We start from the raw sequence: 19751 nt of genomic DNA, 5'->3' as shown, positions 1-19751 counted from the left end.
GTATGTCGTTTTACGGTTTGCTGAATGCAAGAGCGACCTTGCTAGGGCTTATAAATTTAATTTCTTGAATATTGCCATTCTCCAGGCGAAAAACGAGCAGTTTATCTTCGGACGGACTGAGTCTCTCAGCAAGCACTTTGTCTTTAATCAGTAGCAATGTGTAAGTGTAATCTCGCATTTTAGGCAGTGCGAACATCTTGCTAATAAGGCTGGGCATGCCGCTGATATCTGCGATATAGCGTGCATTGTGCTTACTCAGAAAATCTTTTTCTTGCGTACTCAAAAATTCATGAACCTGCTCGGAAACCTTTTTATCAAAGGATATTAAGAGCAATTTATCTTGATTGTTGATTTTGTGTTTTTTGTCGAATTGATCAGTGAATTCAATATCGGGAAACCGATCGCCGGCTTTAAGCTCGGCAAAAGTGGGTAGTGATAATAGCAGGCAAAATGCTATCGCGAGGCTCTTGAATAGAGGCATAGACTGAACTCCAATAAATGGCTAGTAGAGAGGCTGATCAGGGTTCGTAGCTTAGAACCAATAGTGGGCAGGAATGAAAAGGGCCCCTATGATTTTTATAGGGGCCATATTAACACAAGTCGGAGTCATTCATTGAGTCAAAGCGTAGGATAGATTTCCTTTTATTCGCTTTTCTCCCACTGCGGGGCAATTAATCGGCGGCGACCATCTTGGCTGAGGGTGGCTGAGTCTTCGTCACGACCTACTTTATCCCAAAGGTTGCAGGTGACTTCTTGGTGATTTTGATCAAGCCGTTCGCAATAGTTACTGTACTCGCATAATCTTACTTCGGCTCCGCAGCCACTTTTTACTTTGCGAAACCAATCTGGATCTGCAATAGCTTGGCGAGCGATACCAATAATATCAGCCTGCTCTTGCTGCAAGATATTTTCAGCTTGCTGGTAGCTGTGAATGCCGCCGGCGACCACCACGGGGGTATGAAAGCCTGCTTTGCGTATGGCCTGTCGGATGCTGGCTGTGGGCTCAATATTGCGGCCAAATGGGCCTTGTTCATCGGACTGGAAGGACGGCATGCACTCATAGCCGGATTGGCCGGTGTAAGGGTAGGCAGCTTGCCCAACTTTCGGGCGTTTGGCATCGTCAAATTTTCCGCCGCGAGATAGTGAAATAAAGTCCATGCCGGCGCGTGCAAACTCGGTGGCAAAGTACTGCGCGTCGGCTAAATGACTACCACCTTCGATGATTTCGTCACTTAGAAAGCGACAGCCCAATGGATAATCCATTCCTACACGCTCACGAACTTTGGCAAAAACCTCTAAAGGGAGGCGAACTCTGTTTTCGCGCGGACCGCCATAGCCATCGCTGCGAATATTTCGGGCAGAAAGAAAAGAGGCCATGGTGTAGGCATGGGCATAGTGCAGCTCAATACCATCAAAACCCGCAGCCTTGGCACGCTCTGCGGCATCTGCAAACAGGCCAGGCAAAACTTGGGGCAGCTCTTGTATGTGTGGCTCTGGATCAAAAACCCGCTCGCGAAAGCCTTGGTATAAAGATTCCAGCTGGCGCTCATCAAGCACTCTGGCTAAGGTCTGTTCATCCATATCCGCTAAAGCGGATCGAATCTCAGCTTCGCTTTTATCTGTCTCTAAAGTTTCGCGCTCAAATTTTTGTCGCAGCTCCTCGTCGATCTGTAAAAAGCGCTGAAAGAACTTTTCGGGCTCAGGGCGACGTCGTATCGACAAGAAGTCGATCAACTGAATATAAATTTTTGTCTGTCCCTGGCTGGCTTCATGGACAGTTTGAGTTAGCTTTTTTAGACCTTCTATGTAGCGATCATGGCCGATTCGCAGAAGGGGGCCACTGGGCACATCGCGAATGCCGGTAGCCTCAATAACGATTGCGCCCGGCTGGCCTTCGGCAAAGCGGCGATACCAATCCAGCACATTGTCAGACACATAGCCGTCTTCGGTGGCCCGCCAAGGAACCATAGCTGGAATCCAGCTGCGCTGGCTGAGTTCTAACGGACCATGTTTAAAACTTTGGAACAATAAAGCTTTAGCCGCTTCCGCTTGGCTTGGCCAAGGCTCATCCAATGGAGTGAATTTGATTCTCTGGGGCGGCTTCCACATAAGTCTACAACCATTTATTGATAAAAAATTTACATGTAATGTTAATTTTTATGGCTTCAATAAGCAAGCGCGCCCTTAAAGGGGCTTGGTTGCGGCTTTATCTCAGTGGGCTTTGATGCAGTGGCAGAGGTTTCGGGCTATGGGTATATCGGGTTTGATGATATGAGCATTATAGGGAGCGCTCAAGATCAATAACCGCACGATCTAGAACCTGATTGAGGATGATAGTCGACTCAATATGGGCCACCTTATCGACATGGGCCAGATCATGCTTGATGAAGCGCTCATAGGACTCCAGATCTTTAGTAACAATACGTAAGCTGTAATCATGCCTACCGGCAAGCACACAGCATTCCATTACCTGGGGTAATTCGGCAACGGCCTGTTCAAACTCTTTGCCATTTTGAGCGGTGTTGCGCTCGAGTTTTACAAAAACAAAAGCCGATATTTGTAAACCAAGCTGCTTGCGATCGAGCTGGGTGCGGTATTGCTTGATTAAGCCCTGGGCTTCGAGCTTGCGTAGGCGTCTCAAGCAAGGCGTTTGGGACAGGTTAACAGCCTCGGCTAGGTCGGCATTGCTAATACGAGCATTGGCCTGTAAGGCCTTTAGTATTTTTATATCGATCTTATCCAACTTGATCGCTTCTTCTATATTCATTGGCAAAAATCACTCAAAATATTCACTTCAGGGGGATTTTATGCTTGGTAGAGTAAAAAACATAGCCCGCTTCGCCAAAGGGTGCCGATTGGCAAGCTCCTTTGTTTTAGCGGGCCGAAAAAGAAATAATGTCTTAATTTGTGCGCTTAAGCTGCTGCAGCGGCTTCAAACTCTTGAGTGAGCTGTTCCACCCAAGCCTGAACTCGAGCGTCGGTTTGCTCAAACTGCTGGTCTTCATCAATAGCAAGACCAAAGAAGTAGGACTTGTCTTCACTGCAGCCTAAGGAAGCTTCAAAATCGTAGCCCTTAGTTGGCCAGTAGCCAATCATTTTGGCACCTACCTTCAGCACGCGCTCATGCAGCCAACCCATGGCGTCGAGGAAGTAATCACCGTAGCCTAGCTGGTCTCCGAGGCCATACAAGGCGATTTGCTTACCCTGCAAGTTGGCATCTAGGATAATGTCTTCACGCTCTTCCCAGTCTTCTTGGATGCCGCCAAAATCCCAGGTAGGAATACCCATTAGGATTAAGTCGTAATTGGTAAAGTACTGGCTATCAATATCAACGATATTAACCATCTCGACTGCTACGCCTAAGCCGGTAAACTGTTCGCATATCTTTTCACCAACGTCTTCGGTATTGCCGGTATCAGTGCCAAATACCAAGGCTACTCGAGCATCGCTAATTGCGCTCATGGGGAAGGCCTCCAGATTTCAAATTTCGCTAATGATAATGACAATGATTATTATTAACAAGTTTCAATTGGAGTAAAATAAAACTTTATTGCACATAGGTAGGTTTGAACCCCATTGCGAGGCTTTGTACACTTAGGGCTATTCGTCGATTGGGCTTTAAGGCATTGGGGTCGGCAGCTAAGCATTTGATTTGGAAATAATTTTGACTGATAGTTCTGAACTAGAGAATACCGAGCCGGCTAGCGGCAATTTACCTGGTTTAAGCCAGCTACTTGAGGCCTTTCAGAAACAGCGCCCGCTAAGAGGGGGCTCGCTCATTATCACGGTTTTCGGTGATTCAATTTCCCAGCATGGAGGCTCAGTATGGTTGGGCAGCTTGATTGAGGCACTTGAACCCTTTGGTTTAAACCAACGCTTAGTGCGGACATCGGTTTACCGCTTGATTCAAGAGGGCTGGTTGGATTCAACTCAGGTTGGGCGACGTAGCTATTATCGCTTTACCGAGTTTGGTTTACGCCAGTATCAAAAGGCCGCTCGCAGAATCTATGCGCAATCGCGCCAAGACTGGGATGGCAAATGGACGCTGGTGATGCCAGCCTATGTCGTCGATGACGCCCGTGAGCAAATGCGTAAAGAGCTTACCTGGGCGGGCTTTGGACAGCTTACCGCTGGCGTGATGGCTCGTCCCGGTGCCGAGCGACAAAGCTTAGACGAAACCCTACAAGAGTTAGAGATTCACGATAAAGTCGTGGTGATGACAGCTTCAACCGAAGATCTCTTATCCCAGTCAGCCCTTAAGCAGCTTTCGGCAAGCTGTTGGAATTTAGATCAGCTGGAAGCTCGATACCTTGAGTTTTTGGATAAATTCCGTCCACTGCAAGCGGCAATTCCCAAAACCGGCCCGCTTGACCCAAAAAGCTGTTTTCAATTACGCAGTTTATTGGTGCATGAATATCGCCGAATCCTATTAAAAGATTCTGACCTTCCGCAAGAGTTACTGCCCAATGATTGGGCAGGCAATGCAGCGCAACTACTGACAGCCAATATTTATAAGCGGGTACATCGCTACGCTAAACAGTATTTATGTCAGATGATGGAAACCGCTGATGGGCCATTGCCTGAAGCATCAGCCAGTTATTACAAGCGCTTTGGTGAGTTGAGTGAGTGATTTAATTGGCTTCAGTAGAACTCGAATTTTTTAACTGTTCATAAATACCATTGGTAGACTGCTCGTCAAAAAACAGCTCGAATTTTTCATACAGTTTTATCCAAATTGAAAAGTATCCATCTTTGAACTTGGAGTCTTGAGTAAATTGGGTAGAAACACTGTAACTAAAGCTAAATCCGTCACTTGGAATGCTCCCACTGTTGGGGGCGTACCAGTGGGAATATTCTTTTTGCCAATCTTCTTGTAATCGCCGAAAGTCCTCAATCCCTTGAGCGCTAATTTGCCATTCGCTGTACTCTGCGAGTTCATCCTTGCCCAGCCATTTCTTAATTGTTATTTGCTTGTGTAGGTTTCTTGCAAGAGGGAAGTCATAGGATTTCTTTTCTTGATCGTACTCGATCTCGACACTTAAGTAAGTCTGAGTAATGACTAGGTCTTGACTGCTCTGTACCTTGGCTCGAATATTTTGAGGCTCTAAAGCCATAAATTCCTTAATGCCGTGGTTGCGATACTTCCAGGCTGTGGCCAAAGGAATGCTGCTGCAGGCGCTAAGGTGTACAAAGATAATCGTTAGAAAAATTCGCCAGAAAACAAAACTCAGTTTTAATCGCTTGCCTTTAGATTCCATTCTTTCTCCTTGTATAAAAGCTCCCAGTTAGAGCTTCGCCTACCTAAATACCTGCGGTAGTTTAATATCTTTGCCTGCGATAGCAAGACCAAGAGCTTATCGCTCTATCAAAGCCTCTATATCCGAGAGCCCGCCCTCATATTCCCAATACATTACCCGCCCGTGGCTACCGCTCACTAATAGAAAGTTTTCACTAACGGAAAGAAGGCGATCTATTGAAAGCAGTTTGGTGGTGAAGTTCTCCTCTTTAAATTCCTCGATGATTTCCTGGTTGTGGCTGTCGTAACCGTGCACGATTGTGGCAGTTTTAACACTAACTTTGATAAATGACATGACAGGCTCCGTGATTGGGGTTAGATTCTTTGCCCTACTGTATTATAAATCCCCACAAGGTGGATTTAGTTTTATCGATAAATGTAAAGCTGTTCACTGTAGTACTTGATGACAAAAATAATAAGGAATACTTGAGATGCACGCCATTCCCTTTCCGAGCTCTATCGGTGAAGTATTTGCTTTAGGCTTAACCTATAAGGCTCATATCGAAGAAGTAGGGGCGACAGAAACTGAGCCCATGATGTTTGCCAAACACTGCGCAGCAACTGTGGGTGATTGTGATTTAAGCTTGCCCAGTGAAGAGTCTTTATGGCAAGCCCTTGAAACCTTAAACCCTGACATTGCCCAAAAGGTGAAAGCCGCCGTTCCTGCAATGCCACTGATGCTGGATTATGAAGTAGAGTTGGGCATGTATTTGGATGAGGATGTCACTTCGGAGCAATTAAATCAGCCTGACTGGATGCCTCGCTTAGGGCTTTTCTTGGCCAATGATATCAGTGCCCGCAGTTTGCAGATTTGTGGGGAGCTTGCGGCCAGCGACAAAGAACGCATGGAGTATTGGACCTTATCCAAGAGCTTGCCAGGTTTTTTACCGGTGGCTGAAACTATTTTCTTTCCCGAAACACTATCTCCAGAAGCATTCCCTGATATCGAGCTGAGCTTATCGGTGAATGGCGAGCCGAGGCAAAAAGACAATTGTCGCAATATGATTTACCCACCCAAGCTCATGCTGGAATACGCCCTTAAGGCTGCCGGTGATAGGGGTTTAAAAGCAGGGGATTGTATTCTGACGGGTACCCCAGCGGGGGTGGCTCTGCGCCTAAGCCCATTTAAAAAGTTTATGGCGAAGATATTGCCTGCGAAGCTAAGGGTTAAGTTAGCACTTAAAGGCGCGGCGAAGGAGCCAAACTATTTGAAAGCGGGCGATGTCGTGGAAATTTCCGCTAACGGTTTAGGGGCACATTGTTTGCGAATATGTGAGTGAATATTGAGTTTTTGTTGCTCTAAGGCGACAGCTCATTTGTCTGTTTAACCACAAATAGCGATTGTCAGATTTGTCACACTAAAAGTGTGCGCTGGTTCACAAGGGGCGCCCCCCATTTTTGCTACTTTGCAACTGCGGTACTAGATTGTATCGAGTGACTTGGCCTTTTTGATGGTATTTAAAGCCTGATTGATCAGGAATTATTACTACCGTGGAAAACGTGGCCAAGCCAAAACAGTTTTGGAAAAGGATGCCTTTCCATGAGAGCTTTAGTAGCCAGTATCTGTTGCTTGTTCAGTTCTTCTCTTTTGGCCCTGGAAGCCCCAGAGGCCATGGTTCCGAAGGGCGTAAAGCCAGGTGAAACCTTCTATATCGTCTTTGTCACAGCCGCCAATGATATTGGTACCTTCAGCAGTGTCGAAAAACTCAATGAAATCGCCAATTTAGAGGCTGATTCGAGTAATTTCAAAGGCACTGATGACCCTAATATCGAATGGAAGGCGATGTTTGGTCATGCCGATGGTACCGTGCAAACAGCTAATCTGTTTGAGCAGGCCGACGCTGCCATTTATAACCTAAACGGCGATAAAATCGCTGACGATGTCGCCGATATGTTTGACGGCAATCTGGACGCCCCCATCGCCTACGAGCAATCAGGCTTTCAGGTGAGCAGTTTGGTATTGACCAGTTTTAGTGCAGAGGGCGAAACAGTTGCCGGTGGCTTGGCGACAGCCGATGGTAGCTGTCCGGTTGGCCTGGCGGGGCATAAGGGCGCTGCTTGGGCGATGAGTGGCCCGAGCTACTGTGGTAGCGGCAAAGGGGATGAGCGAATGGGCGCCTTGTACGTTGTTTCACCCTTGCTTACCGCCCCGGGTGAGCCTGAAGTGTCCCAGCAAATGGCGGTATTAAACTTCCTTAGCAATTTACTTCCTACAGCCGCTGGCGGTAAAAAGGAAGATGAAGAGCAGAAAGAATGAGCTTGTTTGCACAGCGTTGCACAAAATAGCATTGTACAAAAAAGCGTTGAACAAACAAAAAAAGGCCAAGCGAGTTGCTTGGCCTTTTGCTTCTTAGCGGGCTAAAAACTTCGCTTTACTCTACGTCTAAAGCACCGCGGCGAATTTGATCGCGTTCCATCGACTCAAATAGCGCTTTAAAGTTGCCTTCACCAAAACCATCGTCTTCTTTACGCTGAATAAATTCGAAGAAGATGGGGCCTACCTGGGTTTCTGAGAAGATTTGCAGTAATAGGCGTGGCTCACCACCTTCGGTGGTTCCATCTAACAAAATACCGCGTTTTTGCAGCTCATCTACTGGCTCGCCATGGCCAGGTAAACGCTCTTCTAGCATCTCATAATAGGTATTTGGCGGGGCTGTCATAAAAGGAATATCCTTTTCTTTTAGCTTGTCCCAGCACTCGATAAGATTGTCGCAAGAAAAGGCAATATGCTGAATCCCTTCGCCATTATAGGCCATTAAGTATTCTTCGATCTGACCTTTACCACCTGCAGCTTCTTCATTCAGAGGAATACGGATTAGACCGTCGGGTGCAGTCATTGCACGCGACTGTAAGCCAGTGTATTCGCCTTTAATATCGAAGTAGCGAATCTCTTTAAAGTTAAAGAGGCTCTCGTAGTAATTCGCCCAATAATTCATACGACCGCGATAAACATTGTGGGTAAGGTGATCGATCACTTTAAAGCCACAGCCCTCAGGGTGCTTATCAACGCCTTCTAGGTAGACGAAATCGATATCGTAGATACTTGAGTTGGGCTCAAAGCGGTCCACGAGGTATAGGGCGGCGCCTCCAATACCTTTTACGGCAGGAAGGTTAAGCTCCATGGGGCCGGTTTTAACGTCCATTGGCTGTGCGCCGCGCTTAACAACTTCATCATAGGCATGACGGGAATCTTTTACGCGAAAGGCCAGGCCGCAGGCACAAGGGCCGTGCTCTTCTGCAAAGTAATAAGCTGGGCTGTTCTTCTCATAGTTGGTGATAAAGTTAATATCACCTTGGCGCCATAATTGGCAGTCTTTGCTGCGGTGGTTGGCGATATGGGTGAAGCCTAGTGATTCAAATACAGGCTCTAAAACCCCTTTTTCAGCGGCAGCAAACTCTACAAATTCAAAGCCACAAAGGCCTATTGGGTTCTCAAATAAATCGGCCATTAATGGCTCCTTATCATCAATAAATATCATCGGCTTAGTAAGGCTCACAGGATAAGGGCACAGAGTAGGAATTATCTGTCTATTTTCCCCTGTTTTAACGGAAATAAAGGTGGTATCTTTCTTCTTACCATAAATTACAGGTGATTTTCTTCATGTCTATAGAAAAGGCGAGGTTTTCCACCTCCGAAAAGGCCATTTTGGGGGCATTACAGCGCGAAGGACGAATGTCCAATGTTGAATTGGCCCAGCAGGTGGGTCTATCGGAATCGCCGTGTTTCCGCCGAGTGAAGCAATTAGAGGATGATAAGGTAATTACAGGTTACTGCGCGGTAGTCGATCAACGTCGTTTGGGCTTAGAAGTGACAGCTTTTGTGCAAGTGGATTTGGAGCAGGGCTCAGAGGCCGATACCGAGCTCTTTATGGATGCCGTTAGAGCCGAAGAGTACATTACCGAGTGCTATGCCATGAGTGGTGAATATGATTATCTGTTAAAGGTGGTGGCCAGAAGTATCGACCACTTCGGTGAGATTAGCATGAAGCGTATTCTCAAGTTCCCTGGCGTTAAAAATATTGTGTCGAGTTTTAACTTGCTAGAGGTTAAAAACACCCGCCAACTGCCACTTTCTTAAAAACAAGAAAGCCATATTTTCTGTTGAGGAGTAATAATTGTTGGAAAGCTCTATCCAAGTAAATCAAAACGATATGAACCTAGCGGGGCATGTCGATAACGTGAATTTGTATCGCTGGTTTAATGATCAACGCTTAGAGTTGTTTGACATTATTAGCAGTCGAGTAGGGCAGCCCTTTGTGCCACCTTATGTCAAAACCGAATTGCAGTTTATGCGGGAAGTTTTCGATCATGAGGCGGTATTATTAAGGCTTAACATTTGTCATATTGGTGGGAAGTCTTTTCGTATCGAGCAACAGCTTATGCAAGATCAAACCTTATGTGCGATCTGCGAAACCACGGCTGTTAATTTCTCAGTGGAATCGCAAAGCGCTTGTGTTATCGAAGGCAGCATAAAAGCTGCCTTGGAAGCGTTTAGCCGTAAATAATGTATTTACAGTGATTCAATAAAGCGCTTCATTTTTTGTCGAGCGGCTACGGCTTCTGCAATATGAAAAAAGAAGCCTTGGAACACATGGGGCATCCCTTCATAGATATCGAGTTTGAGTTTTCTATGACCGTCATCCAATTTCTGATACAAGCGTATGCATTGACTCAATAGGGCTTCGCGACTACCGCACTGGATGAGTGTCGCCGGGAATTTGGATAAATCCCCATAAATAGGCGATACCAAAGGGTTTTGCCATTCGGCTTTATTGGGTGCAAACGCTAATGCGGCTGCTTCCATATCCTGACGCTCCAAAATTGGATCAGCATCCATAAGAGTAATCATGGTGTCGTCTTTGGCCGCTATATCCATCCACGGTGACCACAGCAATAGGGCAGCAGGTTGTGGCAGCTTTTCTTGAGCAATGCGTAAACTTAAGGTGCTGGCCAACCCCCCCCCGGCCGAATCTCCAAAGAGAATGATGTCACTCGCTTGATGGCCACTTTCCAATAAGGACTTGTATACCGCTAGAGCTTCGTCATTGATCTGTTGATAGTTAGCCTTTGGCGCTAAGCTGTAATCAACGGCTAAGGTTTTGATGTTGAGATCGTTTGCCACCGGCACAGAGGACGATAGGGTGCTCATTGGACTAAAGCGCGTGTAAGCGCCACCATGAAAGTAGAGCAGTCGCTTGTTGTTCTCTTGCCAGTTATTGGGGGTGATTTCTAAGACCGGAATGCCGGCAACTTTTCGGTTTTTTAGTGTGGGCTGGTAGGCGCCGAGAACCGCGTCTTTAAATAGGGTTTGAAATTGAGCTTCAAGCCGTTTTTGTAGCTGCTGCCATTGGGCCTCGTTTTGTGGTGCAGGGCGTGGAGTATTATTCTGGTAAACGATACTGATGGCTTGTTTACTAGCCTCGCTAATGGAATTGGGTAGCTCTAGGTTTTTAACTGAGCCTTGTTCGGCTAAGGTTATTGAAGATAAACCCAGCAGGAACAAAGAGGTTTTTATTGCTTTTAGCATTGCTTTATTCTCGTTTTGTTGTTTTCGTTTTGCTGATTCCGTTCTCAATTAATTAGTGGCCGTTTAACTGTGGCTTGATCCCGGTGGTATAACCCCTTTGCGTATTAAACAGTTTGCGTATAAACGACGCTCTGATGTGGCGACGATACAAAACGCATTTTTTGCTTGCTGGTAGAAATCTTGTCGGCTGAGCCCATGGGGCAATACCTCTTTCTCTTCAGCAAAATGGCAAATTCTAGAAAAGTCTTGGGCAATTGTTGGGAGTTCACCATTGGCCATGGCCATCACTCGCAAGGAGTCGTCTGTAAAATCATCGACTGGCATCAGTTGTAAAATGGCGGAAAGCAGTTGATCACTGTTGCTAGCATCAGCACGAATGAGTCTTTGAGCGTGGCTTGTCGCTGGAAAGTTGGCATCGACAATCGCTATATCATCACCGTGTCCCATCTGGGCCAATGCATATAAAAGATCTGGACTGATAATATCAGGGATTTTTTTGAGCATGGGAGTTCCTGATAGCTAGCTTGAAGCTCTGAATTTGAACATTCTATAAAAAGCCACGAGCCGATAAATTGTCTATTAAAGAGCCAATGCCAAATGTCCAAGGCCGTACCTGATTACTTTTACCCACCACGTTTGCCAGCAGTCCCAGTTGCTCATTGTAGATCTCTACTATATCCCCATCGAGGTGAGAAAAACCCTGGCCATCTTCAAAACGGTCATCTACAGGGGCATACATGGTGCCGGTAAACAGCATGATGCCATCGGGATACTGATGATTTTCACCGATAACTTGCTGCACAAGTTGCTCGACATCGCGACTGATTCGACTCATATCGCTGCTGCCTTGTAAAAGATAACCATCCTGCCCGAGGATTCGCAATTCGACTCTTGCTCGGCGAATATTGTCGAGGCTAAAACGTTCATCGAATAGGCGAATAAATGGGCCGATGACGCAAGAGCCGTTATTATCCTTAGCGCGCCCAAGTAATAAGGCACTGCGTCCTTCGACATCACGAAGATTGACATCGTTTCCTAAGCTTGCACCTACGATTTGTCCGCGGTTGTTTACACACATTACCAGCTCTGGTTCTGGGTTATTCCAAGTGGAATCTGGATGTAGACCGATAGTGTCCCCCAAGCCAATTGCCGACATGGGTTGAGATTTTGTAAAGACCTCCGCGTCAGGTCCTAGTCCGACTTCAAGATACTGTGACCACATGCCTTTGCTTTGAAGAAGCTCCTTTAGTTTTAATGCTTCCGGGCTGGCGGGTTTAATATTGCGAATGTCGGCGCCAATACTGCTTAGTATCGATTGTCGAATGGCGGCAGCCTCTTGGCGATCACCTAGAGCTTTTTCTTCAACCACACGCTCAAGTAGGCTATCGATGAACGTTACCCCACAGGCTTTGATGCTCTGCAAATCGCAGGGCGCCAATAAGTGGTTGCCGCTTTGTTGCTCAGTACCACTGAGAAGTTCCTGAATATTGCATAGCGGATTGGATAGCTCCAATTCCTGCAAGCTTTCTAAGGGGTTCTGCGTGTTAATCAGAGCAGATGAAGTAGGAAAATACTCGGTAATATCATACACCTGCTCATTCTGAATAAGGATCACACAGGGCCCTCCTTGCTGTTCGCTCCACATACGACCGATTAGGGTAGCGTGCTTAGCATCACGAGGCAGGCAATTGTGGGCGGTAAAGGTTTTTGCGTTTTGCATGCTTAACTTATCCTTAGTATTCACAGCACGGCTCCTAAACTCCAAGGGTGAAAACCATCATCAAATAAAGCGATCTGCTCACCTTTGCTGGGTTCACCTGAAGCGGTATGAATAATTTTTTCTACAATCTCTTGGGCAAGAGAATCCAAATCGACTTCGCCATCGATTAAACGACCACAGTTGATATCGAGATCATCTTGCATGTGATTAAAAATGTTCTGATTGCTGGCTAATTTAAGGCTGGGAACGCTTGGGCAATTGAAGTTAGAGCCACGACCGGTGGTAAAGCAAATCATGTTAGCGCCACTTGCCACTTGGCCGGTAATCGACACTGGGTCATAGCCTGGGCTATCCATAAATACCAGGCCTTGGCTTTGCATGGGCTGGCCATAGTCATAGACATTATTGATGGTGCTTTTACCGGCTTTGGCAACTGCACCAAGAGATTTTTCGATAATGGTGGTAATGCCACCAGCTTTATTGCCGTGGCTTGGATTGCTGTCTAGAGTCTCACCTTGTTGCTTGGCATACTGTTGCCACCAGTGCACTTTTTGTTCTAGCTTTAGAGCAGTTAATGGATCTTTACAGCGTTGGTAGAGCTGCTGTTCGGCACCAAAGATTTCCGGCGTCTCCGCTAATATTGCTCTGGCGCCTTGCTTGCACAGTATATCGACGGCGCGCCCTAGGGCGGGGTTAGCGCTAAGGCCAGAAAAGGCATCACTGCCGCCACACTGCAAGGCAATACTTAATTTTTCGAGACCCTGTGCGCTGCGCTTTGCTTGGTTGGCTTTTTCCATTAAGGGCTTAATTTTATCTAAGCCTTCCCGAATGGCTTGATGGCTGCCACCGCAGGCTTGAATTCCCAAACTTTGAATACGATCTTGTGGCTGAGAGCAGGTTTCGCTGCCAAGCAATTGATCAACTTGATTGGTTTCACAGCCAAGTGATACCAACAGTACTGCGGCAATGTTTGGATGTAAGATCCAGCCCCTAAGCGTTCTCTGTAGGAGTTCCAGTGATTGGCCATTTTGATTTACGGCACAACCGCCACTATGACAAATCGGAATCAGTGCATCGACATTTCTGTATTGCGGCATGTATTGCTGCGCGCTTTGGCAAATCCCGCGTACCACGCTATTCGCACAGCTAACCATGGCGACTACGGCCACTATATTTCTGCTGCCAATCTCTTTTGTGTATTCACGCTTGTAGCCAAGAAATTGTGCATCATTGGTTTTTCTTGTAGCAGGCTTTTCTGGGGGGATAGTGCTGTCTAAACTTTCGGAAGCGAGATGAGTAATATCATTTAGCCCCTCAGGCATGCTGCAATTATGGCTATGTATATGCTCGCCCGCTTTGATATCCAGTGTTGCGGTGGCGATACATTGACCGTATTTTAGGATGCTTTGCCCTTTTGGAATATCATGTAGTGCGATCTTATGCCCGGTAAGGATATTTTCCTGGCAAGTAATTTCAAAGCTGGCAATTTCGCTATGAGCAGCGATGTCCTCCAATGCAACAATGCAGTTATCCCGGCCGGACAGTCGTATACATTGAGTCATGGGAGAAGCTCCTCATGTTGCCTTGTTGAGTTCGCTTCTTTTGAGTTGAATAGAGGCGCTTCTAGTTTGACGCCATAAAAACTCAGTGCATTTTCACCGATTATCTTTTGATAGTCTTTTGTACTTAGTGATTTGCATAAAGTCTCGGTAATATTTTGCCAATCCTGATAACTCGCTGCCAATTTAAGTACCGGCCAATCACTGCCCCACACGAGACGATCTACTCCAAACTGTTCGATTAAAATATCAGTGCAGGGCTGTAGATCAATAGCCGCTGCGGATGATTTTGCCTCTGTCAGTAAACCAGATAATTTACAGTAAATATTTGGCATGCCCGCCAAAATCGACATGTACCTTTGCCATTCTTCCAGTTGTTGTTCACGCAAATTGGGCTTAGCGGCGTGATCAATAATGATCCTGAGCTTAGGGAGCTGTACGGCCGCTTCGCAGAAATAGGGAAGTTGCGCTGGGGTGATAAGGGCATCTAGGCTTAAATTGAGCTCAGCACAGTAATGTAGATTATCGATAACTTGCGCTTGTAAAATCCAACTCGGGTCTTCGATGTCTTGCAGCATGGGGCGTATGCCAACTAATTTATTATGCTTGGCGAGTGCTTTAAGCTCTTGCTTGGCTTCCTTTTTGCTCAAATCAACCCAGCCAACGACGGCTAGAATATCGGCGTTCTTGTCGGCAGTTTCTAAAAGAAACTCAGTTTCCGCCAAAGTAGGGGCGCACTGAACCAAAATGCCAGCACTAACATCACGGCCTCTCTCTTTTTGCCAATCACGGTGTTGATAATCCCGATACAAAGAAGTCAGCTCTGGAGTAATCCATCCATAATCTCCTCGCTGTAGCTTCCAGAGGTGAAAATGCGCATCGATAATCATGCAAGAGCCTCCGGGCATTGAGTTGGTGCGTCTCTATGGAGTAGCCCCTTGTCTTTCAGTGTGTCCCAAAACTCTAAAGGTATATCAGCTTGTATAAGCGTTAAATTATTCTCTACTTCTTTGGTGCTACGTGCTCCCGGTATAACTGAAGCAACGGCAGGGTGCAGTAAAGGAAAGCGCAGGGCAGCGGCGGCCAAGGAAACTGAAAAGTCATTGCATATGGCTTCCATGGCTCTGACTTTAGCGAGAATTTCTTCGGTTGCTAGGCTGTAATTGTAGTAAGCGCCTGCAATGGCGCCGGTGGCGAGTATGCCTGTGTTATATGGCCCGCCAATAATAATATCAATGGCACGTTGCTCGCAGGCGGGTAAAAAGCTTTTGAGTGCTTCCTGCTCGAGTAAGGTGTAACGGCCAGCGAGGAGAAAGCAATCAGGGTCACTATCCGCTAAAAATTGCTCGCAAACTTGCCACTCATTGACGCCTAAACCAAAGGCTTTTATCAGCCCTTGTTCGCGCATTTTCAACAAAGCTTTATTGGCGCCATTTAATGCCTCTGAGTAGACTTTGGCCTGTGCTGAACCATGGGTCCAGCAATCAATATCATGGATATAAACTATATCTAAATAGTTACACCCTAAGCGTTGAAGGCTTTGTTCTACACTGCGCCAAGCACCGTCATAGCTGTAGTCATAATGAGCATGAAAGGGAGGTGCCTGTTGGTATAAGCCGGCGTCGGCGGTTTCGCCTCTATCGCAGGCTTTCAGTAAACGTCCTACTTTGCTTGAGATACACCAGCTTTCTCGATTGGATTCGTTGAGGGCTAAGCCTAAACGACGCTCACTCAGGCCATGACCGTAAAGCGGCGCGGTATCGAAATAATTGATGCCGTTTGCCAGTGCTGTAGAAACACATTGCAAAGCAGTAACGTTATCAAGACCCTGGTAAAGGTTTCCTAGTGGCGCACCACCAAAGCCGATTTCGCTAAGAGCAATCTGACTGCGTTTTAATTTGTTTGTCGCTAACACGATGATTCTACCTTGGCCTCAACGATTGGCTTTGAGATAAGCATCTACAGTGCTCTCATCGATAGTCTGAGTGGGTAGATCGATATATTTTTCCAGCTTCTCGCCTTTCAATAGACGTAGTGCTTCTTGTAGAGCTTTAATCCCAGGAGCGGGATAAACAAAAGTCGCGGTTAAAAATCCACGCTTAACCCAAAGTGCGCCTTCTTTCGGGATAGCATCAACCCCCAGAAAGAACATATCTTTTTCTCGTTGCGCATCGCGTGCCGCTAAAAAGGCGCCAAAGGCCATTGGGTCGTTATGGGCGTAGACTAAGTCAATTTTGGGATTTGCACGCAGGGCATTGCTCATAATGTTATAGGCTTTATCTTGTTTCCAGTCGCCATCTTGTCGATCGACCAACCAATTTAAGCCTTGCTCGTTTTGCAATACTTCTACAAAACCCTGGTGGCGCTCATGGGCAGGGGTAGAGCCCATGCCACCCCAGATCTCGACAATATTTCCATGGGCATTCCCTTGACCACCTAATAGGGCTAGTGCCTTGTGGCCCGCTTGTCGGCCAATTTCTAGGTTATTTCCACCGATAAACTGGGTGAAATGATCACCGTTAATTTTTCGGTCAAGTACGATAACGGGGATGCCTGCTGCCATGGCTTCTTTAACAACGGCCGTTAAGCCCGCACTTTCTTTGGGTGCGAGCAATATGATATCGACCTTTTGCTGGATAAAAGATTGAACATCAGCCACTTGTTTTTCCGTCCGGTCTTGGCCATCAGCGATATACAATTGGATGTCAGGATGTTTCTTGGCTTCAGCGCGTAATTGTTTATTAAAAAGAACTCGCCAGGGCTCTGTGGTCGTCACTTGGGAGAAACCAATACGATAGCCCCAACTTGACGAGGCGCTTATTAATAACAGTAGGGTAGTGACTAGCGTAGCTAGAATTCTAATGTTCAACATGGTGATCCCCTTTGGTCTTATATTGTTATTATTCAACTCGCCTTTAATCGAGTTTTGAGCTTGCTCCAGTCAAACTGTTGTAACAAAACAGCTAAGACTATGATGATACCCTTGAGTAAAAGTTGAGTATTGCTGTCGACATTATTGAGCTGTAAGACATTACTGAGTACACCAAAAATTAGAACACCCAATAAAGTGCCGGGCACTGTACCGCGACCACCCATAAGGTTTGCCCCGCCAATGACTACAGCGGCAATGGCATCGAGCTCCATACCAGTTCCAGCATCGGGCTTGCCTTGAAGATATTGAGCGCAGTACAAGACACCCGCTATTCCGGCCAGTGCACCGCTTAAGGTGTACACCCAAACTTTTACTTTGGCGACTGGGATACCTGATAGATAAGCGGCTCGTTCATTACCGCCGATGGCATATAGGTAGCGTCCAAACCTAAAGTGGCGCAATAGAATCGTGAAGCTCACCACGATAAGCAAAAAGATAAAGCCTGGCACAGGAATACCGAAAATCGATTTACGCAGCCATTCAAAGTTCTCATCGCTGTTGATACCGCTATAGATAGGAAAGACAGACATATCTTGCCCTGCCATCAGACGTGCAATGCCAAGCGCCGCCACCATCATGGCTAGTGTAGCAATGAAAGGTTGGAGTTTGCCTCTTGCGATGAGTTGCCCACTAATTTGACCGAGTAGGGCGGTTGCTGTGATGCTTGCTAAAATAATGGCTAATAGTGAGGCTTGATTGTGCAGGTTGTTGAAATATTGCCAGCCTATATACGCAGCTACCAACAGTCCTGCGACTCTTAAACTTTGACAATAAACCTCGGCCAAGAATCTTCTGATATAAGCCATGACAGGAATCGTGATTAAGTAAGCCACAACAAAACCTAGGGTCATGCCACCAATCCAGCTGCCGTTATGAGCTTCTTCTAAGGTGAGTAACATGGCGCAGAGCGTTGCGGCAAAGGCCATTAATGAGCCTACCGCCAAATCGATACCTCCGGTTAATATCACCAAGGTCATTCCAACGGCCAAGATACCTGTTATGCTAACTTGTCGAAGGATATTTAATAGATTGCCAGAGGCTAGAAATATAATGTCGCCGGCACTGTCTTGTGGTGAGAAGAATATTCCACCTGCAAAAAGCAAGGCGAGGCCTAGTAACAGTTTGCTGCGCCAAAACCAATAGCTGATCGAACGATTCTCTGTCACTTATGTGCTTCCTCTTTAAGATTGCTGCTACTTTGTTGGCTTGATCTACTCAGTTGTCCCTGTGCGGCATTGAGAATTTCACTTTGAGTAAATGGACGTTGTTTGAAGTGTTCAATAATCGAGCCCTCATGCAAGACAAGTACGCGATCGCATAAGCGACAGAGCTCAGCTAAGTCTGTACTGGCAACAATAAAACTCATTCCTGATTGCATTAACTCATCTAAAATCTGATAAATTTCAGCTTTGGCTGCGACATCTACCCCTCGCGTCGGCTCGTTCATTAAAACCAGCTTGGGCTGTAGCGCTAACCATCTGGCAATAACCAGTTTTTGCTGGTTTCCACCAGATAGACTTGCGGCACTTTGCGCTACGCTTTGATACTTAATCGTCCACTGCTGCAGTAGTTTGCTTTGTTTTTCTGTGTCTTCAGTGATGAGCAGGGAATTTTGTTGTGCAAGTGCTGGTAGGCCAAGATTGAAGAGTAAATTTTGATCCAGTACTAAACTGTCGTGTTTTCGATCATCACTGATATAAGCTAGCCCTTGCGAGATAGCATCACTTGGCGAGCCAGGGGTGATAGTTCGCCCATCAAATACGACACTATCACTACTAAAATCGCGAAGACCAAAAAGGCATTCTAGTAACTCGCCACAACCGCTTCCTAGCAATCCGGTAAGGCCTAGAATTTCACCTTCTCGCAAGTTAAGACTGATGTTCTTGAGCTTCCTCTTATCCCAACGACCGTTTAAATTTTCTATGTTCAGAAGTGCTGTCTTTGTCTTTGCAATGCTGGTGTGAACTGGCGCATCGGCTAGTTCCTCTCCGATCATTAACTTAATAACTTGCTTGGCCGAATAATCCTTCATCAGCCCTTCAGCAACTAAAGCCCCATTTCGTAACACCGCAAGCTGATCGGCTATCTGACTAAGCTCATCGAGTCGATGTGAGATATAAATGATACTAACGCCTTGCTTGGCTAAGCGACGCAAGATCGTGAACAACTGCTGGGTTTCTTGATCGCTTAAGGCTGCGCTGGGTTCATCCAAAACTAAAACTTTGGCATCTCGAAGTAAGGCTCGAGCGATTTCTACGAGTTGTTGCTGGCCTATATTAAGCTCTTTTACTAAGGTGCTAGCAGGTAAGCTTAAGCCCAGTTGCTCAAGTATTGATTGAGCCTTGCTCGCCATAGAATTATGTTGAATCAGGCCCAGCTTGTTCTTTTCTTCATTGCCTAGAAATATGTTCTCACTCACGCTTAATTCTGGTAGAAGATTTAGCTCTTGGTGCACCATGATTACACCAGCTGTCTCGGCAGACTTTGGCGAGTCAAAAGTGTAGGGGGTTTCATCAATATAGATTTGCCCTTGATATTCTTGGTAAACACCGCAGGCAATATTCATTAAGGTACTTTTACCGGCGCCATTTTCGCCCATTAACGCAAGCACCTTACCGGCTTCTAGCTGAAGATTAACGCTCTCTAAAACCTTTTGCTTTCCAAAGGATTTGCCGATGCTTTCCAACCTTAAACGCGTAGACATAATTAGCTCTTCG

21 protein-coding genes are annotated in these 19751 nt (G+C 46.3%); 5 read left to right on the top strand and 16 right to left on the bottom strand.

What is annotated here, in order from left to right:
- Positions 1 to 10: 10 nt before the first annotated feature.
- From Q1A41_RS11050 to Q1A41_RS11035, 4 genes are all read right to left on the bottom strand, one after another.
- Positions 11 to 481, bottom strand: coding sequence for an FAD/FMN-containing dehydrogenase (locus tag Q1A41_RS11050; protein WP_299978582.1), 471 nt, complete (start codon positions 479 to 481; stop codon positions 11 to 13).
- 161 nt (positions 482 to 642) lie between these two features.
- Entirely contained in the window at positions 643 to 2109 is a 1467-nt protein-coding gene (locus Q1A41_RS11045) for an NADH:flavin oxidoreductase (RefSeq protein ID WP_299978579.1), read from the bottom strand.
- A gap of 169 nt (positions 2110 to 2278) precedes the next feature.
- Positions 2279 to 2767, bottom strand: coding sequence for an Lrp/AsnC family transcriptional regulator (locus Q1A41_RS11040; RefSeq protein WP_299978577.1), 489 nt, complete (start codon positions 2765 to 2767; stop codon positions 2279 to 2281).
- A 146-nt stretch (positions 2768 to 2913) separates the two neighbouring features.
- The gene (locus Q1A41_RS11035) at positions 2914 to 3462 is read right to left on the bottom strand and encodes a flavodoxin (protein ID WP_299978575.1); all 549 of its coding nucleotides are present in this window, start codon (positions 3460 to 3462) and stop codon (positions 2914 to 2916) included.
- A gap of 202 nt (positions 3463 to 3664) precedes the next feature.
- On the opposite strand from Q1A41_RS11035, the gene paaX reads away from it, so the two are divergent.
- A complete protein-coding gene (paaX, locus tag Q1A41_RS11030; protein WP_299978572.1) occupies positions 3665 to 4630 on the top strand; it encodes a phenylacetic acid degradation operon negative regulatory protein PaaX in 966 nt (321 codons plus the stop codon).
- 1 nt (position 4631) lies between these two features.
- Here the strand turns inward: paaX and Q1A41_RS11025 are convergent, their stop codons facing one another.
- Together Q1A41_RS11025 and Q1A41_RS11020 are read right to left on the bottom strand one after the other, a co-directional pair.
- Positions 4632 to 5258, bottom strand: coding sequence for a hypothetical protein (locus Q1A41_RS11025; RefSeq protein ID WP_299978569.1), 627 nt, complete (start codon positions 5256 to 5258; stop codon positions 4632 to 4634).
- A 96-nt stretch (positions 5259 to 5354) separates the two neighbouring features.
- Positions 5355 to 5591 (bottom strand): hypothetical protein, encoded by a 237-nt coding sequence (locus Q1A41_RS11020; RefSeq protein WP_299978566.1) that lies wholly within the window; start codon positions 5589 to 5591, stop codon positions 5355 to 5357.
- 136 nt (positions 5592 to 5727) lie between these two features.
- On the opposite strand from Q1A41_RS11020, the gene Q1A41_RS11015 reads away from it, so the two are divergent.
- Both Q1A41_RS11015 and Q1A41_RS11010 read left to right on the top strand, forming a co-directional pair.
- Positions 5728 to 6576 carry a fumarylacetoacetate hydrolase family protein gene (locus Q1A41_RS11015; protein ID WP_299978563.1) on the top strand — a complete coding sequence of 283 codons (849 nt, stop codon included), beginning with the start codon at positions 5728 to 5730 and terminating at the stop codon, positions 6574 to 6576.
- A gap of 260 nt (positions 6577 to 6836) precedes the next feature.
- Positions 6837 to 7553, top strand: a complete 717-nt coding sequence (locus Q1A41_RS11010) for a hypothetical protein (protein ID WP_299978560.1) — start codon at positions 6837 to 6839, stop codon at positions 7551 to 7553.
- A gap of 115 nt (positions 7554 to 7668) precedes the next feature.
- Here the strand turns inward: Q1A41_RS11010 and hppD are convergent, their stop codons facing one another.
- On the bottom strand, positions 7669 to 8745 hold the full coding sequence (hppD, locus tag Q1A41_RS11005; RefSeq protein WP_299978557.1) for a 4-hydroxyphenylpyruvate dioxygenase: 1077 nt from the start codon (positions 8743 to 8745) through the stop codon (positions 7669 to 7671).
- Positions 8746 to 8897: 152 nt separating this feature from the next.
- Between hppD and Q1A41_RS11000 the strand changes: the two genes are divergently transcribed.
- Complete coding sequence (locus Q1A41_RS11000; protein WP_299978554.1) at positions 8898 to 9374, top strand: Lrp/AsnC family transcriptional regulator; 477 nt, start codon at positions 8898 to 8900, stop codon at positions 9372 to 9374.
- A 37-nt stretch (positions 9375 to 9411) separates the two neighbouring features.
- Positions 9412 to 9801 carry a thioesterase family protein gene (locus Q1A41_RS10995; RefSeq protein ID WP_299978551.1) on the top strand — a complete coding sequence of 130 codons (390 nt, stop codon included), beginning with the start codon at positions 9412 to 9414 and terminating at the stop codon, positions 9799 to 9801.
- A gap of 5 nt (positions 9802 to 9806) precedes the next feature.
- Here the strand turns inward: Q1A41_RS10995 and Q1A41_RS10990 are convergent, their stop codons facing one another.
- The 9 genes from Q1A41_RS10990 to Q1A41_RS10950 form a co-directional block, all read right to left on the bottom strand.
- Complete coding sequence (locus Q1A41_RS10990; RefSeq protein WP_299978548.1) at positions 9807 to 10823, bottom strand: alpha/beta hydrolase; 1017 nt, start codon at positions 10821 to 10823, stop codon at positions 9807 to 9809.
- 63 nt (positions 10824 to 10886) lie between these two features.
- Positions 10887 to 11327 (bottom strand): RbsD/FucU domain-containing protein, encoded by a 441-nt coding sequence (locus Q1A41_RS10985; protein ID WP_299978545.1) that lies wholly within the window; start codon positions 11325 to 11327, stop codon positions 10887 to 10889.
- Between the two features lie 43 nt (positions 11328 to 11370).
- Entirely contained in the window at positions 11371 to 12567 is a 1197-nt protein-coding gene (locus Q1A41_RS10980; protein WP_299978542.1) for a fumarylacetoacetate hydrolase family protein, read from the bottom strand.
- Complete coding sequence (locus Q1A41_RS10975; protein ID WP_299978539.1) at positions 12564 to 14105, bottom strand: altronate dehydratase family protein; 1542 nt, start codon at positions 14103 to 14105, stop codon at positions 12564 to 12566. Before Q1A41_RS10975 ends, Q1A41_RS10980 begins: the two co-directional genes overlap by 4 nt.
- Positions 14102 to 14992, bottom strand: coding sequence for an amidohydrolase family protein (locus Q1A41_RS10970; protein ID WP_299978536.1), 891 nt, complete (start codon positions 14990 to 14992; stop codon positions 14102 to 14104). The genes Q1A41_RS10975 and Q1A41_RS10970 overlap by 4 nt, the downstream gene beginning before the upstream one ends.
- Positions 14989 to 16017 (bottom strand): aldo/keto reductase, encoded by a 1029-nt coding sequence (locus Q1A41_RS10965; RefSeq protein ID WP_299978534.1) that lies wholly within the window; start codon positions 16015 to 16017, stop codon positions 14989 to 14991. Before Q1A41_RS10965 ends, Q1A41_RS10970 begins: the two co-directional genes overlap by 4 nt.
- Positions 16018 to 16035: 18 nt before the next feature.
- Positions 16036 to 16974 (bottom strand): substrate-binding domain-containing protein, encoded by a 939-nt coding sequence (locus Q1A41_RS10960; RefSeq protein ID WP_299978531.1) that lies wholly within the window; start codon positions 16972 to 16974, stop codon positions 16036 to 16038.
- A 32-nt stretch (positions 16975 to 17006) separates the two neighbouring features.
- Positions 17007 to 18200, bottom strand: a complete 1194-nt coding sequence (locus tag Q1A41_RS10955; RefSeq protein ID WP_299978528.1) for an ABC transporter permease — start codon at positions 18198 to 18200, stop codon at positions 17007 to 17009.
- Complete coding sequence (locus Q1A41_RS10950) at positions 18197 to 19738, bottom strand: sugar ABC transporter ATP-binding protein (protein WP_299978525.1); 1542 nt, start codon at positions 19736 to 19738, stop codon at positions 18197 to 18199. The genes Q1A41_RS10955 and Q1A41_RS10950 overlap by 4 nt, the downstream gene beginning before the upstream one ends.
- Positions 19739 to 19751: the final 13 nt, after the last annotated feature.

The organism is uncultured Pseudoteredinibacter sp. (assembly GCF_947502065.1).
Lineage (GTDB): Bacteria > Pseudomonadota > Gammaproteobacteria > Pseudomonadales > Cellvibrionaceae > Pseudoteredinibacter.
This window is presented reverse-complemented; position numbering and strand designations above follow the sequence as displayed.

What these genes read in the sequence shown, in the direction of transcription:
- Q1A41_RS11050 (WP_299978582.1), bottom strand. Translation starts at nt 481, where the DNA reads ATGCCTCTATTCAAGAGCCTCGCGATAGCATTTTGCCTGCTATTATCA.
- Q1A41_RS11045 (WP_299978579.1), bottom strand. Translation starts at nt 2,109, where the DNA reads ATGTGGAAGCCGCCCCAGAGAATCAAATTCACTCCATTGGATGAGCCT.
- Q1A41_RS11040 (WP_299978577.1), bottom strand. Translation starts at nt 2,767, where the DNA reads ATGAATATAGAAGAAGCGATCAAGTTGGATAAGATCGATATAAAAATA.
- Q1A41_RS11035 (WP_299978575.1), bottom strand. Translation starts at nt 3,462, where the DNA reads ATGAGCGCAATTAGCGATGCTCGAGTAGCCTTGGTATTTGGCACTGAT.
- Q1A41_RS11025 (WP_299978569.1), bottom strand. Translation starts at nt 5,258, where the DNA reads ATGGAATCTAAAGGCAAGCGATTAAAACTGAGTTTTGTTTTCTGGCGA.
- Q1A41_RS11020 (WP_299978566.1), bottom strand. Translation starts at nt 5,591, where the DNA reads ATGTCATTTATCAAAGTTAGTGTTAAAACTGCCACAATCGTGCACGGT.
- Q1A41_RS11015 (WP_299978563.1), top strand. Translation starts at nt 5,728, where the DNA reads ATGCACGCCATTCCCTTTCCGAGCTCTATCGGTGAAGTATTTGCTTTA.
- Q1A41_RS11010 (WP_299978560.1), top strand. Translation starts at nt 6,837, where the DNA reads ATGAGAGCTTTAGTAGCCAGTATCTGTTGCTTGTTCAGTTCTTCTCTT.
- hppD (WP_299978557.1), bottom strand. Translation starts at nt 8,745, where the DNA reads ATGGCCGATTTATTTGAGAACCCAATAGGCCTTTGTGGCTTTGAATTT.
- Q1A41_RS11000 (WP_299978554.1), top strand. Translation starts at nt 8,898, where the DNA reads ATGTCTATAGAAAAGGCGAGGTTTTCCACCTCCGAAAAGGCCATTTTG.
- Q1A41_RS10990 (WP_299978548.1), bottom strand. Translation starts at nt 10,823, where the DNA reads ATGCTAAAAGCAATAAAAACCTCTTTGTTCCTGCTGGGTTTATCTTCA.
- Q1A41_RS10985 (WP_299978545.1), bottom strand. Translation starts at nt 11,327, where the DNA reads ATGCTCAAAAAAATCCCTGATATTATCAGTCCAGATCTTTTATATGCA.
- Q1A41_RS10975 (WP_299978539.1), bottom strand. Translation starts at nt 14,105, where the DNA reads ATGACTCAATGTATACGACTGTCCGGCCGGGATAACTGCATTGTTGCA.
- Q1A41_RS10970 (WP_299978536.1), bottom strand. Translation starts at nt 14,992, where the DNA reads ATGATTATCGATGCGCATTTTCACCTCTGGAAGCTACAGCGAGGAGAT.
- Q1A41_RS10960 (WP_299978531.1), bottom strand. Translation starts at nt 16,974, where the DNA reads ATGTTGAACATTAGAATTCTAGCTACGCTAGTCACTACCCTACTGTTA.
- Q1A41_RS10950 (WP_299978525.1), bottom strand. Translation starts at nt 19,738, where the DNA reads ATGTCTACGCGTTTAAGGTTGGAAAGCATCGGCAAATCCTTTGGAAAG.